Raw genomic sequence first — 14,499 nt, forward strand, 5'->3', positions numbered from 1 at the left:
CGCGCCATGGACTTCGCATTCGACGCGACGACAGAGGAACTCCGCGAGAAGCTGCTCGCCTTCATGGACGAGCACGTCCACCCGGCGCAGACGGTCCTGGCGGAGCAGCACGCGAAGCTGGACTCGCCCTGGCAGACGCCGCCGGTGGTCGAGGAGTTGAAGGCGCAGGCGCGCCGGCAGGGCCTGTGGAACCTCTTCCTGCCGGACCCCGAGCACGGCGCGGGGCTGACCAACCTGCAGTACGCGCCGCTGGCCGAAATCACCGGTCGCAGCCCGCAGTTGGCCCCGACGGCACTGAACTGCGCGGCACCCGACACCGGGAACATGGAGGTGCTCACCCAGTTCGGCTCCCCGCAGCAGCAGGCGGACTGGCTGAAGCCGCTGCTCGAGGGCGAGATCCGGTCGGCGTTCGCGATGACCGAACCGGAGGTGGCCTCGTCCGACGCGACGAACATCGAGACCCGGATCGAGCGGGACGGCGACAGCTATGTCATCTCCGGCCGCAAGTGGTACATCTCCGGTGCGATGAACCCGAACTGCAAGATCTTCATCGTGATGGGCAAGACCGATCCCGAGGGCTCGGACATCCGCCGTCAGCAGTCGATGATCCTGGTCCCGCGGGACACCCCGGGCCTCGAGGTGCGCCGGGCCATGCAGGTGTACGGCTACGAGGACCACTGGCACGGCGGGCACGCGGAGGTCGTCTTCGACCGTGTGCGGGTACCGGCGACGAACCTCATCGGCGAGGAGGGCGGCGGCTTCGCGATCGCCCAGGCACGGCTCGGGCCGGGCCGCATCCACCACTGCATGCGCCTGATCGGGATGGCGGAGCGCGCCATCGAGCTGATGTGCCGTCGGGCCGTGACGCGTACCGCGTTCGGCAAGCCGCTGGCCCAGCAGGGCGCGGTACAACAGTGGATCGCCGACGCCCGGGTGGCCGTGGAGCAACTGCGGCTGCTCGTCCTGAAGACCGCCTGGCTGATGGACACGGTGGGCAACCGCGGTGCGCACACCGAGATCCAGTCGATCAAGATCGCCACTCCGCGCACGGTGGTGGACATCATCGACCGCGCGGTGCAGTTGCACGGCGCGGGCGGCGTCAGCCAGGACTTCCCGCTGGCCGAGCTGTGGGCAGGTGCCCGCACCCTGATGCTCGCGGACGGGCCCGACGAGGTGCACCAACGCTCGTTGGCGCGGCGGGAGTTGAAGAAGTACATGTGAGGCACGGCGGGTGCGGCGCCCCGCTCGGCGTCTCACCCGCACGGCGGTGACGCCTCGTCCCCGGCCGTCCGGCGTGCTGGACTGGCCGCATGGTCTTCCACGCGGTGATCGCGGCCGACGTACAGGGCAGGATCCGGCACTGGGACGAGGGCGCGGAGCGGCTGTTCGGCCACCGCTCCGGCGAGGCGCTCGGCCGGAGCCTGGATCTCGTCGTGCCCGAGCATCTCCGTGAGGCCCACTGGGCCGGCTTCCACCGGGCGATGGCGCACCCCGAGGTGAAGGACCTCGCCGCGGACCTGCCCGTCCTGTGTGCCGACGGCGAGGTGCGGACGTACGCGGGGCGGCTCCTCGTGATCAGCGACGGCCTGGGCACAGCGCTCGGGGCGACGGCGGTGTATGCCTCCGAGGGCAGCACCGGGGTCGCCCCGTTCGGCTGATCTCCTGATGCCGCGGCCGTCCGCCCTCGGGCGTTCAGGGCCGCAGTGACCGCAGCAGCAGGTCCGCGAGGTGGTCCGCGACCTCGCGCGGGGTGAGCGGACCCTCGGGGCGGTACCAGGTCGACAGGTGGTGCACCGAGCCGAAGTGGTAGTCCACCACCAGGTCCGCGGGGGTCGCATCGGAGAAGACGCCCGAGCGCTGTCCCTCCTCGACCAGGGCGCGGAAGCGTTCGTGGTAGCGCCGCCGTTCGGCCCGTACCTGCTTGTTCTTCTCGGGGCTCAGCTGGTGCATCGAGCGGAAGAAGATCGATGCGTCGTCCAGGTTGTCGATGGTGGTGACGACGACGTCGGCGGCCGCGTTGCGCAGCCGGGTCTCGATCGGTTCGTCGGCGCCGGCGACCGCGTCGAGGCGGTCCTGCTGGAGCCTCAGGAGCCGGGCGTAGACCTCGTGCAGCAGGTCTTCCTTGGAGCCGAAGTAGTGGTACAGGGCACCCTTGGTGACACCCGCGGCCTCGACGATCTCCTGGACCGAGGTCCGGTCGTACCCCTGCTCCGCGAAGAGCCGGGTGGCGGCCGCCAGGAGCCGCTGCGGTACGGGCGTGGCCCCGTCCGTCGTCCTAGGCACTGCCGCCACCTGCCTTTCGTGAACTGGAATCTAGGGGCGGGAACGCAGTTCCCGCCGGAGGATCTTCCCACTTGCCGTCTTGGGCAGTTCGGGCAGGACCTCGACTTCCCGCGGGTACTTGTACGCGGCCAGCCTGTCCTTGCAGTACGAGGCCAGTTCGCCCGGGTCCACGGCTACGCCCGGGCGGAGGCTGACGTACGCGCGTACCGACTCACCGCGGTAGGTGTCGGGCACGCCGACGACCGCTGCCTCGCGGACCGCGGGGTGGGTGTACAGCACGTCCTCCACCTCCCGTGGCCAGACCTTGAAGCCGGACGCGTTGATCATGTCCTTCTTGCGGTCGACGACGTACAGCCAGCCGTCGCGGTCCATGAACCCGATGTCGCCGGTGCGCAGCTCCCCGTCGGGGAAGCCCTCGGCGGTGGCCTCCGGACGGCGCCAGTAGCCGGGGACGACCTGGGGGCCGCGCACCGCGATCTCCCCGTGCTCCCCGAGCGGCACGTCCCGGCCCTGCTCGTCGACGATGCGTACGACGCCGTCGGGGCCGGGGACGCCCACGGACAGCGTTCCGGATTCCGGGTCGACGGGCGCCTCGTGCTGCGGGGGTACGGAGGCGCAGGGCGCGGTGCACTCGGTGAGGCCGTAGCCGTTGCGCAGCGAGGGTCCGAACCCGGCACGGAACTTCTCCACCAGAGCGGGCGGCAGGGGCGCACCGCCGGAGGAGACGACCTGGAACGAGGCGAAGTGCCCGGGGGTGGCGGCCGGGTGTGCGGCGAGCGCCATGAAGGCGGTCGACGGACCGACCGTGTAGGCGGGCCGGTGCTCGGCGAAGGCGTCGAGCACGACGCCGGCCTCGAACCGGTAGGCGAGGACGAGGGTGCCGGCGTTGGCGAAACACGCGGCGAGCTCGCAGACCATGCCGGTGATGTGGAAGAGCGGAGCGAGCGCGAAGTACCCCCGGCCTGCGGGTATCGGGAGTCCGGTGCGCTGGCGCTCGGCGTTGTAGGTGATCCCGCCGTGCAGGTTGGTGGCGCCCTTCGGGGTGCCGCTGGTGCCGGAGGTGTAGCTGATCAGGGCGATGTCGTCGGCCGTCGGCTCGCGGTCGGCGGGCGCCGGCAGGTCCGCGCGGGCGATGGTGAGCAGGTCATCGGCGTCGTCGGCGACCTGCAGCCGCTCGAAGTCGAGGACCCGCTGGTCGTCCCGGGTCTGCAGATCGCGCTCGCAGGCGGTCAGCACCAGGCGTACGGAGGAGTCCGCGGCCGTCTCGCGCAGATACCCGTCCCAGGCGCGGTCCGCGCAGACCAGGGCGGTGACCTCGGCGTCGTCGAGGACGTGGCGGACCTCGGCGGATTTGTACATCGGGTTCACCGGGACGACGATCGCGCCTGCCTTCCAGGCGCCGAGCAGCGCGAGGACGAAGTGCGGCGAGTTCTGCAGCATGATCGCGACCCGGTCGCCGCGCTCGAGGCCCCGGGCCGCGAGGTGTCCGGCGACGGAGTCGGAGAGCGCGTCGGTCTCCGCGTAGCTCAGGCGCGCGTCGAAGTAGGCGAGCGCGGCGCGCTCCGGTGCCTCGGCGGCGGCGGTCCTGAAGGCCCGCACCACGGAGGCCGGTGGATGGACGGGCGCCCGCTGCGCGTCGCTGAGGAGGGCGAGCCAGGGCCGGTCGCGGTAGGTCGTCGTGCCGGTCACCGGGAAGACTCCTCCCACTTGCGCTGGATGCGGTTCATTCCGCCGAGCCAGCGCTCGGGTTCGGCGGCGCGGGCCTGGTAGTACGGGCCGACCTCGGGGTGCGGGAGGATCAGGAAGCGGTCCTCGGCGATCCCGTGGAAGAGCGCGTCCGCGACGTCCTCCGGCTCGATCGCGGTCGGTGCGAGCACCAGCTCGCCGGCGGACCCGGCGGCGGTGAGCATGTCGGTACGTACGCCCTGGGGGCAGATCGCGTGCACCTTCACACCGCGGTGCCGGTAGGTGAGCGACAGCCATTCGGCGAAGGCGAAGGCGCCGTGCTTGGTGACCGAGTAGGGAGCGGCGCCGACCATGGTGAGCAGTCCGGCCGCCGAGACGGTGGAGACGAACCGGCCCTCGCCGCGCTCGAGCCAGCCGGGGAGCAGGGCGCGTGCCGCCCGGACGTGTGCCATCACATTCACGTTCCAGGCGGTGTCCCAGACCTCTTCCTCGGCGGCTTCGGTGCCGCCGGAGGCCACGCCGGCGTTCGCGCAGTAGACGTCGACGGTGCCGTCGAGTGCGGCCAGGGCCTCGGTCACGATCGCCGATGCGTCGCCGGGTACGGCGACGGCGCCGATCTCGTCGGCGACCGCCTTCGCCCGGTCCACGTCCAGGTCGTTGACCACGACGCGGGCGCCCTCGGCGGCGAACCGCCGGGCGAGCGCGGCGCCGATCCCGCCTCCCGCGCCGGTGACGACAACTCCCTTGCCCTGCAGCGCGTCCATCGGCTGCGAAGCGTCCTGCTCGTGTGTCGTGTCCTTCTCGTGCGGCGTACTCATCGATCTCCTTCGAACGACCCGAGATCGCAGACTAACCAGTCGGTATGTGATCCGGGAAGGGGTCGTCGGGCCCCGCTCCGGTCCGGCTCGTTCCCCGGGGCGCGGCCGACGACTAGCGTGCGTGCTCATGTCACCTCGCGATCAAGGAGGGCACTACATGAACCTGTCCAGACGGGGCCTGCTCGCCGCCACCACAGCCTCTGCGGCGGCCGGTGCGATGGCTGCCGCCACTCCCGCGGCCGCCGCGGCGGACCGGGGCCACGGTGGCGGCCGTCGGCTGCGTACCGGCTACGAGCGGCTCGCCGCGGACGGCTACCGGCTGCTCGCCGGCCGCCGCGTCGGCATCGTGACCAACCCGACCGGTGTGACCCGCGGCGGCCCCACGGGCGGTGGAGTCCAGCACATCGTCGACGAGATGCACGCCGACGAACGGATCGACCTGACCGCGGTGTTCGGCCCCGAGCACGGCTTCCGCGGCACCGCACAGGCGGGCGGCTCCGAGGGACGCTACGACGATCCGGCGACCGGTCTGCCCGTCTACGACACGTACCAGGTCAGTGGGCAGCCGCTCGCGGACATCTTCACCGAGTCGGGCGTCGAGACCGTCGTCTTCGACATCCAGGACGCGGGCGCCCGTTTCTACACGTACATCTGGACGCTCTACGACTGCATGGAGGCGGCGGCGCTCGCCGGTCTGCCCTTCGTGGTCCTCGACCGGCCGAATCCGGTGACCGGGCGTGCGGCGCTCGGGCCGGTGCTGCACAAGGAGTTCGCCACGTTCGTGGGGCGCGAGCCGATCTCGCAGGCGCACGGGTTGACGGTGGCGGAGCTGGCCCGGCTCTTCAACGGCGAGTTCCTGAAGAAGCCGGTCGAGCTGGAGACCGTGTGGATGTCGGGCTGGCGGCGCGACGACTTCTTCGACGCCTCCGGCCTGCCGTGGGTGCCGCCGAGTCCGAACATGCCGACACCCGAGACCGCGGTGGTCTACTCGGGCACCTGCCTGTTCGAGGGCACCAACCTCTCCGAGGGCCGCGGCACCACCCGGCCGTTCGAGCTGCTGGGCGCCGAGGGCATCGACCGCAAGTGGGCCGAACTCGCGAACCGGGTGGAACTGGACGGGGTCGACTTCCGCGAGGCGTACTTCGAGCCCACGTTCTCCAAGTTCGAGGGCAAGACGGCCGGCGGTGTACAGATCCATGTGTACGACCGCGAGGCCTTCGACCCGGTACGGACCGGGATCGCGCTGCTGATCACGGCCAAGCAGGCGTGGAGCGGCTTCGCCTGGCGCGAGGACAACTGGATCGACAAGCTGACCGGTTCGACCCGGGTGCGCACGATGATCGACGCGGGCGCGGACACCGACGAGGTGGTCGGCGGCTGGCAGGACGAGCTGGCGGACTTCCGGGCGGTGCGGCGCAGGTATCTCGAGTACCGCTGACACAGCGGCCGTTGTACGCGAACGGGGCTCGCCCGGAGACGTCCGGGCGAGCCCCGATGCCGGTTCGGCTCAGCGGTGGGAAGGGAACTCCACCACCTGCTGGTAGGTGGGCCGGTTCTGCCACTGGATCGGCTGGTGGGTGATCCCGCCGACCGCACGGTGCACGATCGAGTCGGCGCACCACTGGTCACCCGCCTCGCAGCTGTCGTCGCCCGGGTAGACCTCGGTCGCGGGTACGGCTGCCGCCTCGGTCAGGGTGTCGAGGAGAGCCTTGCGGCAGTCGCCGAGGTCGCCGTCGCCGCAGTATGTGGCGCCGAGTCCGCCCTTGACCGGCTCGCCGAGCACGGCCCGCAGGTCCTTGTCGGCGAAGCCCCACCAGCCGTACTGGAAGGCGGAGCCGGCGTGCGCTCCGGTCGGTCCGTGCGCCGCCGAAGGCGATTCGTCGACGGCCAGCTGCTCGGTGAACGCCTGGTACAGATCCTCACCGAGTCCCGGCGCGAACTCGGCCTCCACCAGGCGCGGCCACCAGGCGTCCATCAGTCGCACGGCATCCGCGTGCGGATACTTCTTCGCGTCCGCCTCGGTCTGCCTGCGCTGCGCGCCGTCCTTGTGCCAGGCCTCCAACGCCTGCACCGACTTGGCCAGTTCGGGATCGGCGACGTCCTCGCTGCGGATGATCTTCAGGAGTTCCGGGAGCACCTGCTCGCCGCGCAGGTCGGTGACGGCGGCCTCGGCCATCGCCCGGGTCAGCGAGGCGCGGGTGACGCCTCCCTCGTCCACGAGGGCGGCGACGCGGTCGTCGAGGAGGTCGCCGCGGTGCACGGCGCTGTGGCCGAAGCCGGCCGCGGTGTAGCCGTCGGCCTGCTTGTTGTTCCAGGAGACGTAGTAGTCCTGGTTCACGGACTGCGGGTGCTGGTCGGGCGGGGTGTACGCGGCGGTGTTCTGCTTCGGCTCGAAGTCCTTCCATTCGTAGGCGGGTTCGGCGCGGACCGGGAAGGAGGCGTCGACGTCCTTCGCGCGCACCGGATTGGATCCGCTGTTGTAGTACGCGATGTCGCGCGAGTCGGCGTAGAACCAGTTGAAGGCGTAGCCGACGTGTTCGGCCGCCTGCTGGAAGGACGTGGCGTCCTTCACGTACGAGGGGTCGTTGAACATCTGGAAGCCGATGATCGAGTCGGCCTCGTGCCGGTACGTGGAGCGCAGCGAGGTGTACGCGACGGGTTTGCCGTCGACCGTGGCGCGGTGCGTGACGATGCCGTAGTGGGTCCGGAAGACCTGCATCCGGTAGCCGCCCTTCGCCGTGGAGTCGGCCAGGGTCGGCTTCCAGTCGTTGCGCTTGTCCAGCTTGTCCATCGGGACGCACTCGCCGCGGTAGCGGTAGTGGGTGGCGTCCTTGCCGGGAGTCGAGCCGTCGGGGGCGCAGAGTTCGACGGCGTAGGTGTCGGTGATGTCCTGGTTGGCGGAGGTGGCCGACCAGGAGTAGTCCGCACCGCGGCCCAGTTGGATGTACATGCCGACACCGGCGAAGGAGACGCCGCGGGCCTTGATGCCGGGGCCGTCCAGCTCCTGCATCATCAGGAGCTGCGGTGCGAAGTAGCCGGTCTGCGGGCCGAACACGGCGACCGGGTTTCCGCTCTCGGTGTGTTTGCCGGAGACCAGCAGGGCGTTGGACATGCCCTTGCGGTCGCCGGCGCCCTTCTCGCCGCCGAGGCCCTGCAGTCCGCCGGGGAAGACGCCGTCGTCGTGGATGCCCTGAAGCTTCTTCAGCTTGGCGGGGGCTTTCACCGGGTCCTTCTGCGAGGTGCCCGCCGAGCCGGTCTTGTCGTGGACCAGCTGCTCGCGTTCGACCGAGCCCGCGTCGGGCATCGCGGCTCCCCGCGGGTCGTCCGGCTTTCCGGCGTACGGGAAGGCGGTGCCGTCGTGCACGGTCTGCACGGTCTCCGGGTCGTTGCGCTGGCGGAAGGACTCCCAGATCTCGGTGCCCTTCTTCGTGCCGTACTTGTCCTGGGACTTCATCAGGGAGAGCGCCTGCTCGACCTCTCCCCCGCCTCCGCCGCCGAAGAGACCGCCGACGACGGAGGCCAGGGCGATCAGGTCGGTGACCTTGAAGGGCTGGATCTCGCCGATGTTGGTGATCGCGTCCACGTGGCCGGTCAGGACGTACTCACCCGGGAAGTAGCGGCCCTTCTTGGACTTCTCACGGTAGGCGTTGAGGCCGTCCACGTAGGCCTGGGCGTCCTCCATGGCCTGCTTGCCGCGCTCACCGTAGGACTCGGTGATGTACTCGACCTGCTGCTCGAGGTCCTCCTCCTGGTAGGGCGCCATGGGCCAGAACTGCTGCTCGAGACCTTGGTTGGCGAGCGCTCCGCCGGCGAAGGAGGTCAACTCGCCGCGGCCGATGTGCCGGAAGAGGTCGATCAGCCACAGGCGGTCCTGGCCTGCCGCGTAGCCGGCGCCGAACTCGGTGCCGTAGCGGGTGGTGCCCTTGATGTGCGGGACGCCGTTCTGTTTGTCGCGGGTGATGGTGACGTCGTCTCGGGGGCTGGTCACCGAGTCGACCTGCTCATCGGACACTCCGAAGGAGGCGTCGCGGAAGAAGTCGGTGAGGGTGGCGTCGGTGAGGGAGGGATATCCGGTCGACAGGGCGTCGTACGGGGCGAGTTGGTCGTCGCTGTGGGCCGGCTTGGTGCCGAGCACGCGGTGGGCGAGGATCTCGGCGAGCGTGGCGTTGCCGTTGGCGCCCGGCGGGAGGATGTCGGCGCACTGACCCGCGCAGTGATCCTCGGGCGCGGGCGGCGGCTCCGCGGCGGCGGCCCCTGGCAGGGGCGTGAGGAGCCCGGCCGCGAGCGCCACGGAGGCGAGCAGCGCGCCGGCCCGCGAGCGGACAGTGGGACGTGGGATGCGCCGTTGCATTCCTGCTCCTCCCGAAGACGGATGGCCGGGAGGTTACCGGCGGTACCGCACCGGTTGAAGATGAATACCCGTCATGTTTTCCGAATCACCACACAGTCCGCCCCCGTAAGTCCGGTCACAGTGGGCACATTCCGCCCCGATGATGATGGCCATTCGAAATCTGATGGAGCCGGATCGGTCCGGCGTACGTCTATACCGCGACGTCCTTGCGTCGACGCAAGACAGCCCGCTCAAGGAGGTGCGTTGCCATGGCCGGTTTCCGCAGCCTGGCGAGACAGGTACGTGACCCTCACAACGACCTGGCACTGCGGCGGTATTCACTGCGCAAATGCCTGGAACGCTTCGCTCCCTACGGCCACCGGGCCACCTGGGACCACCTGTGCGCACGGGCCGGTTTCGGCCCCGAGGACCGCACCCCCGAACCCGACCGCCTGCTGGCGGCGCTCGACGAACTGGAGGAGGCCCGGGCCGTGTGGCTCGGCTACGAGGCCGAGTTCGCCGACCGCCGCCGGCGCGAGAAGCACCACGGACTGCGCCGTCCGGGCACCGTGGACCACTGGCACCGGTGCACCTGGGGCGGCTGCGGGATCGCCTGGTGCGACGACCCGCACACCCACCCCGCCGAGCCGCTCGCCGACGTCCTGCGCAAGCTGATCGCGGCCCTCGAGCGCGAGCCCGGCGCCCGCTGCCCGGTGTGCACGAACACGGACATCGCCTGGAACTCCGAACTGGGCCACGAGCCCTGGTCCGGTCCGGTCTGCACCGGCTGCGGCATCCTGGTCCCGCAGCCCGTACTCGCACCCGATGCGCTGATCCGGGCCCGGCAGTCGGCGCTCGAAGGGCGCGCGCTGGTCAGGGCCTGACGGGTTCGGGGGCGTGACGGGTTCGGGGGCGTGACGGCCGGGGCGCGGAGGCGCGCCGTCAGGGCGTGAGCACGTCCGTGTGGATGGCCAGCTTGAACTGGGCGTGCATCAGCGGCGTCGCGACCTTCGCGTCGCCCCGCCCGCGGGCCGAGATCTTGAGGCCGAGCGGCACTCCCTTGTGTACGAACATCTGCCAGACGTAACTGCGGTACTGGCCACCGCCGGTCGGCGCGGAGTCGGTGGTGGCCGTCGAGTCGTAGCCGGATCCCGCGTCCAGCGGATCGCGGACGAAGCGCGCCCGGTACTCGGTGGGCTTGCTGTCCGCCTCCCAGAAGACCATCGCGGAGAGCACGCCCCAGCCTTCGTGGCTCGGCCAGATGAGCCCCGAGCGGCCGTCGGGGAACTTGGAGGGATCCCCGCCGCCCTGCGCCGGGTCGTGCATCTTCCAGGGGTCGTACGACTCCTCGTCCTGCTCGTAGGGGAACCGCACGAGGTGGTAGCCGTCGCTGTCGTAGTCGATGTTCTGCTTCGGTGACTGCTCGACGTCCCACTTCAGTGAACAGATGGCGAGTCCCATCGGCGCTCCTCACGGTTTCACGGCCGGGCCCGCGTCCCACGGACCGCTCCCGACGCCTGCTGCGTCGCCGCACCCTGCCCGTACCCCGCGCACCGCCCGCCCAACAGTCCGGCCACCGGGGGCCGTTCGCCCGGAGCTGTGCTCCGTGTGGATCAGGAGCGGTGTTCCGCGTAGAGGCGGGAGCCGGTGAGCCGTTCGCCGAAGACGTCGTCCGGATTGGACAGCACGCAGGTCTCGAGCGACAGACAGCCGCAGCCGATGCAGTCGGTCAGGTGGTCGCGCAGGCGGCCCAACTGCTTGATACGGGCGTCGAGTTCGGAGCGCCAGGCCTCGGAGAGCCGGGCCCAGTCCTCGCGGTTGGGGGTGCGCTCCTCGGGCAGTTCCGCGAGCGCGTCCCGGATGGTGGCGAGCGGGATGCCGACGCGCTGGGCGGCACGTACGAAAGCGACGCGGCGCAGGGCGTCGCGGCCGTAGCGGCGCTGGTTGCCGGAGGTGCGGCGGCTGCTGATCAGGCCCTTGGACTCGTAGAAGTGCAGGGCGGATACGGCCGCACCGCTGCGGGCCGACAGCTGGCCGACGGTGAGCTCATGGATCTTCTCTGGAATCTGCGGCACCCCTGAAACCCTAATCGGGGTACAGGCCGGCGGCGGCGACCGGGGGTGGGCCTTCCGTTGACAGCGGACCGGTGCGCGACCATGCTGAGCAAGCGCTTAGAAATGACCCCTCGGGAGGCATGGAACATGGCAGAGCCAAGGATCTTCACCTCCGCCGACGAGCTGAAGGCCGCCGTCGGCGAGCAGCTCGGCACCGGCGACTGGCTGGAGATCGACCAGCCGCGGATCGACCGCTTCGCCGAGGCCACCGGCGACCACCAGTGGATCCACGTGGACCCTCAGAAGGCGGCGGACGGCCCCTTCGGCACCACCATCGCGCACGGTTATCTCACGCTGTCGCTGCTGCCGACGCTGGTGCCGCAGATCATGCGCGTCGAGGGTGTCCGCATGGGCATCAACTACGGCACCAACAAGGTCCGCTTCCCCTCCCCCGTGCCGGTCGGCTCCCGGCTGCGCGCCTCGGGCGTACTGAAGGACGTCAGCGAGACCTCCGACGGCGGCGTCCAGCTGACCACCACGGTCACCGTGGAGCGCGAGGGCGCCGACAAGCCCGCCTGCGTCGCCGAGTCGGTGTCCCGCTTCTACTTCTGAGCGCGGCCCGGAGCCGGCCTCAGGCGCCGGATCGGACCATCCTGTTGACGAGGTCGGCGTAGAGAGCGCCGACCTCGTCGGGTGTGCGGCGCCCGGACGCGTTGAACCAGCGGGCCACGTCGATGCAGAGCGACATCACGGCGAGTGCGGTGCCGGGCACGTCGGGGACGTCGAACTCGCCGTCCCGTACGCCGTCGAGCAGGATGCGGCGGACGGCGGCGTCGCACTGCCTGCGCAGGTCCACCACTTCCGTGCGGTGCTCGGGGCCGAGCGCGTCCAGCTCGTACTGGACCACCCGGGCCGTGGTGTGCTGCTCGGCGTGCCAGACCACGAAGCTGCTGACCGCGTGGGAGAGGCGTTCGACGGCGGCGCCCTCGGCGTCGGCCGCGGCCTGCAGGATCCGGACGGCCTTCAGGTGACCGAGGCGGCTGATGCGGTGCAGCAGCTCTTCCTTGGTCTTGTAGTGGATGTAGAGCGCGGCCGGGCTCATGCCGGCACGGCCCGCGATGTCCCGGGTGGTCGTCGCGTGGTAGCCCTGCTCGGCGAAGGCCTCCACCGCCGCGACGAGGAGTCGCCTGGCCGCGTCAGGGGTGACCTCGTCCCATGCCGCGCCCTCGGTCGGCTCCGCCGTGTCCATCGTCGCCCCTCTCGCCACGTCCGCGGGTATGGCCGGCGGCACGACGGAATCGGCCCGTCGCCCTCCGGCAGGACTGCACCCTACCCCTATCGCTGAGCAAGCGCTTAGGACGTACGGCACGCAGGACGGGGCCGGGACCGGGAGGCGGGCGCGATCAGGCCACGGTCAGAAGGCGGATACGCCCGTCAGGGCCCGGCCGATGACCAGCTTCTGGATCTGGCTCGTGCCCTCGTACAGCGTCATCACCCGGGCGTCGCGCAGGAGTTTGCCGACCGAGTACTCGTCGATGTAGCCGTAGCCGCCGAACACCTGGATGGCGTTGTTCGCCGCGCGGACCGCGGCCTCCGAGGCGAAGAGTTTGGCCTTCGAGGACTCCGTGACGAAGGGCTCGCCGCGGTCGATCAGATCGGCCACCCGCCAGGTGAGCAGCCGGGCCGCGTCGACGTCGACGGCCATGTCGCTGATGAGTTCCTGCACCAGCTGGTGGCCCGCGATCGGCTTGCCGAACTGCTCGCGCTCACCCGCGTACCCGAGGGACGCGTCCAGGGCGGCCTGCGCGATGCCGACACAGCCGGCCGCCACCGACATCCGCCCCTTGGCCAGGGCCGACATGGCCACCGAGAAGCCCTTGCCCGCGGGGCCGAGCATGGCGCTCGCCGGCACCCGCACACCTTCGAGCACCACCTCGGCGGTGGCCTGGCCGCGCAGGCCGAGCTTGCCGTGGATGGTGCGGCGGCTCAGGCCAGGGCTGTCGGTGGGCACCAGGAACGCCGAGACGCCCCGATGGCCGGGCTCGTCGCCGGTGCGGGCGAAGAGCAGGACGACGTCGGCCCACGTGCCGTTCGTGATGAACATCTTGGTGCCGTCGACGACGTAGTCCGTGCCGTCGCGTACCGCCCGGGTGGCCAGGTTCCCCGCGTCCGAGCCGGTGCCCGGTTCGGTCAGGCCGAAGCAGCCGAGGGCGTCGCCCGAGGTGAGCCGCGGCAGCCACTGCCGCTTCTGCTCCTCACTCCCCCAGGCGGCGACGGTCTTGGCCACCAGGCCGAGCGACACCGAGACGATGCCGCGCACCGAGGAGTCGCCGCGGCCGAGCTCCTCGGTCACCAGGCAGTACGCGAGGTGGTCGCCGCCCGAGCCGCCGTACCTCTCGTCGACGGTGAGACCCAGGAATCCCACCTCACCGAGCTTGGCGACCACCGAGCGGTCGACGCTCTCGGCCCGGTCCCAGTCCCGCACGTGCGGCGCGATCTCGCGCTGGACGAAGTCGCGGGCGAGCTGCCTGACGGCGGTCTGCTCCTCGCTGAGCTCCAGGTTCACCGGGTTCCACCCACCCTTAATTAACACTGCTAGTTTTGGCGTCGGTGGGCCTACTATGAGCCGCATGGCCCGACCGCGCAAGCCCCTGCTGAGTACGGAACGCATCGTCGCGACGGCCGCCGCCCTGGTGGACGCCGAGGGCCTGGCGGCGGTCTCCACACGGCGTCTCGCGGCGGAGCTCGGCGTCAGCGGGCCCTCGCTCTACAACCACTTCCGCACCAAGGACCAGATCCTGGAGGCGGTCGCCGACTCGGTGAGCGCGCAGGTCGACCTGTCGATGTTCGACCCCGGTGACGAGCGGGACTGGCGCACGGCGCTGCACGACTGGGCGGTGTCCTACCGGCGCGCACTGCTCGAGCACCCGCACATCGTGCCGGTGCTCGCGCACGGGCCCGGGCACCGGCCGGCCGGCCTGCGGCTCGCGGACGCGGTGTTCGGCGCGATGACCGCGGCGGGCTGGCCGGCGGCGCAGGCCACGTCGATCGGAGCGCTGATGCGGTACTTCGTCACGGGGTCGGCGCTCGGGTCGTTCGCCGGGGGCTTCCCGGACGACCGGGCGGCGTACGACCCTGCGGACTATCCGCACCTGGGGCAGGCGCATCTGCTCGCGGAGCGGCAGGAGAAGGTGGACGAGCGGGCCTTCGAGGTGGGGCTCGCCGCGCTTCTGGCGGGGCTCGAGATGCAGTACCGGGAGCTGTGAGGCGCTCGCCCTCGAGCGCCCGGGCGGGCCGGCCCGTCCCGTCTCGGCCAGGACCGGCCAGG

Annotated in this window: 14 protein-coding genes; 6 read left to right on the forward strand and 8 right to left on the reverse strand. The window is 70.9% G+C overall.

What is annotated here, in order from left to right:
- The first annotated feature begins 6 nt into the window (after positions 1-6).
- Positions 7-1,221: an acyl-CoA dehydrogenase family protein gene (locus tag DSC45_RS09445; RefSeq protein ID WP_119289004.1), complete on the forward strand. Its 1,215-nt coding sequence runs from the start codon at positions 7-9 to the stop codon at positions 1,219-1,221.
- An 89-nt stretch (positions 1,222-1,310) separates the two neighbouring features.
- On the forward strand, positions 1,311-1,658 hold the full coding sequence (locus DSC45_RS09450; RefSeq protein WP_119289006.1) for a PAS domain S-box protein: 348 nt from the start codon (positions 1,311-1,313) through the stop codon (positions 1,656-1,658).
- Positions 1,659-1,692: 34 nt separating this feature from the next.
- Here the strand turns inward: DSC45_RS09450 and DSC45_RS09455 are convergent, their stop codons facing one another.
- Genes DSC45_RS09455 through DSC45_RS09465 form a run of 3 tightly spaced genes read right to left on the reverse strand, consistent with a single transcriptional unit; the run spans position 1,693 to position 4,733 of the window.
- On the reverse strand, positions 1,693-2,283 hold the full coding sequence (locus DSC45_RS09455) for a TetR/AcrR family transcriptional regulator (protein WP_119289238.1): 591 nt from the start codon (positions 2,281-2,283) through the stop codon (positions 1,693-1,695).
- Positions 2,284-2,313: 30 nt separating this feature from the next.
- Complete coding sequence (locus tag DSC45_RS09460) at positions 2,314-3,972, reverse strand: AMP-binding protein (RefSeq protein ID WP_119289008.1); 1,659 nt, start codon at positions 3,970-3,972, stop codon at positions 2,314-2,316.
- Positions 3,969-4,733 carry an SDR family oxidoreductase gene (locus DSC45_RS09465; protein WP_119289240.1) on the reverse strand — a complete coding sequence of 255 codons (765 nt, stop codon included), beginning with the start codon at positions 4,731-4,733 and terminating at the stop codon, positions 3,969-3,971. Before DSC45_RS09465 ends, DSC45_RS09460 begins: the two co-directional genes overlap by 4 nt.
- A 211-nt stretch (positions 4,734-4,944) precedes the next feature.
- Between DSC45_RS09465 and DSC45_RS09470 the strand changes: the two genes are divergently transcribed.
- Complete coding sequence (locus DSC45_RS09470; RefSeq protein WP_119289010.1) at positions 4,945-6,225, forward strand: exo-beta-N-acetylmuramidase NamZ family protein; 1,281 nt, start codon at positions 4,945-4,947, stop codon at positions 6,223-6,225.
- A gap of 69 nt (positions 6,226-6,294) precedes the next feature.
- On the opposite strand, the gene DSC45_RS09475 is transcribed toward DSC45_RS09470, so the two are convergent.
- Complete coding sequence (locus DSC45_RS09475; RefSeq protein ID WP_119289012.1) at positions 6,295-9,138, reverse strand: penicillin acylase family protein; 2,844 nt, start codon at positions 9,136-9,138, stop codon at positions 6,295-6,297.
- Between the two features lie 248 nt (positions 9,139-9,386).
- Here DSC45_RS09475 and DSC45_RS09480 point away from each other — a divergent pair, with 248 nt between their 5' ends.
- Positions 9,387-10,001 (forward strand): hypothetical protein, encoded by a 615-nt coding sequence (locus DSC45_RS09480; RefSeq protein WP_119289014.1) that lies wholly within the window; start codon positions 9,387-9,389, stop codon positions 9,999-10,001.
- Between the two features lie 58 nt (positions 10,002-10,059).
- On the opposite strand, the gene DSC45_RS09485 is transcribed toward DSC45_RS09480, so the two are convergent.
- On the reverse strand, positions 10,060-10,578 hold the full coding sequence (locus DSC45_RS09485) for a hypothetical protein (protein WP_119289015.1): 519 nt from the start codon (positions 10,576-10,578) through the stop codon (positions 10,060-10,062).
- Positions 10,579-10,730: 152 nt separating this feature from the next.
- Positions 10,731-11,192: a redox-sensitive transcriptional activator SoxR gene (gene soxR, locus DSC45_RS09490; RefSeq protein WP_119289017.1), complete on the reverse strand. Its 462-nt coding sequence runs from the start codon at positions 11,190-11,192 to the stop codon at positions 10,731-10,733.
- Between the two features lie 126 nt (positions 11,193-11,318).
- On the opposite strand from soxR, the gene DSC45_RS09495 reads away from it, so the two are divergent.
- Complete coding sequence (locus DSC45_RS09495; RefSeq protein WP_119289019.1) at positions 11,319-11,783, forward strand: MaoC family dehydratase; 465 nt, start codon at positions 11,319-11,321, stop codon at positions 11,781-11,783.
- Between the two features lie 19 nt (positions 11,784-11,802).
- On the opposite strand, the gene DSC45_RS09500 is transcribed toward DSC45_RS09495, so the two are convergent.
- On the reverse strand, positions 11,803-12,420 hold the full coding sequence (locus tag DSC45_RS09500) for a TetR/AcrR family transcriptional regulator (protein WP_119289021.1): 618 nt from the start codon (positions 12,418-12,420) through the stop codon (positions 11,803-11,805).
- A 165-nt stretch (positions 12,421-12,585) separates the two neighbouring features.
- A complete protein-coding gene (locus DSC45_RS09505; protein ID WP_119289023.1) occupies positions 12,586-13,737 on the reverse strand; it encodes an acyl-CoA dehydrogenase family protein in 1,152 nt (383 codons plus the stop codon).
- 64 nt (positions 13,738-13,801) lie between these two features.
- Between DSC45_RS09505 and DSC45_RS09510 the strand changes: the two genes are divergently transcribed.
- Positions 13,802-14,437 carry a TetR/AcrR family transcriptional regulator gene (locus DSC45_RS09510; protein ID WP_119289025.1) on the forward strand — a complete coding sequence of 212 codons (636 nt, stop codon included), beginning with the start codon at positions 13,802-13,804 and terminating at the stop codon, positions 14,435-14,437.
- The last annotated feature ends 62 nt before the right edge of the window (positions 14,438-14,499 follow it).

The sequence above is a fragment of the Streptomyces sp. YIM 130001 genome, assembly GCF_003574445.1.
GTDB lineage: Bacteria > Actinomycetota > Actinomycetes > Streptomycetales > Streptomycetaceae > Streptomyces.

Excerpts from the sequence above, each read along its gene's own strand:
- DSC45_RS09445 (WP_119289004.1), top strand. The coding sequence starts at position 7 with ATGGACTTCGCATTCGACGCGACGACAGAGGAACTCCGCGAGAAGCTG.
- DSC45_RS09450 (WP_119289006.1), top strand. The coding sequence starts at position 1,311 with ATGGTCTTCCACGCGGTGATCGCGGCCGACGTACAGGGCAGGATCCGG.
- DSC45_RS09465 (WP_119289240.1), bottom strand. The coding sequence starts at position 4,733 with ATGGACGCGCTGCAGGGCAAGGGAGTTGTCGTCACCGGCGCGGGAGGC.
- DSC45_RS09470 (WP_119289010.1), top strand. The coding sequence starts at position 4,945 with ATGAACCTGTCCAGACGGGGCCTGCTCGCCGCCACCACAGCCTCTGCG.
- DSC45_RS09475 (WP_119289012.1), bottom strand. The coding sequence starts at position 9,138 with ATGCAACGGCGCATCCCACGTCCCACTGTCCGCTCGCGGGCCGGCGCG.
- DSC45_RS09480 (WP_119289014.1), top strand. The coding sequence starts at position 9,387 with ATGGCCGGTTTCCGCAGCCTGGCGAGACAGGTACGTGACCCTCACAAC.
- DSC45_RS09485 (WP_119289015.1), bottom strand. The coding sequence starts at position 10,578 with ATGGGACTCGCCATCTGTTCACTGAAGTGGGACGTCGAGCAGTCACCG.
- DSC45_RS09495 (WP_119289019.1), top strand. The coding sequence starts at position 11,319 with ATGGCAGAGCCAAGGATCTTCACCTCCGCCGACGAGCTGAAGGCCGCC.
- DSC45_RS09500 (WP_119289021.1), bottom strand. The coding sequence starts at position 12,420 with ATGGACACGGCGGAGCCGACCGAGGGCGCGGCATGGGACGAGGTCACC.
- DSC45_RS09510 (WP_119289025.1), top strand. The coding sequence starts at position 13,802 with ATGGCCCGACCGCGCAAGCCCCTGCTGAGTACGGAACGCATCGTCGCG.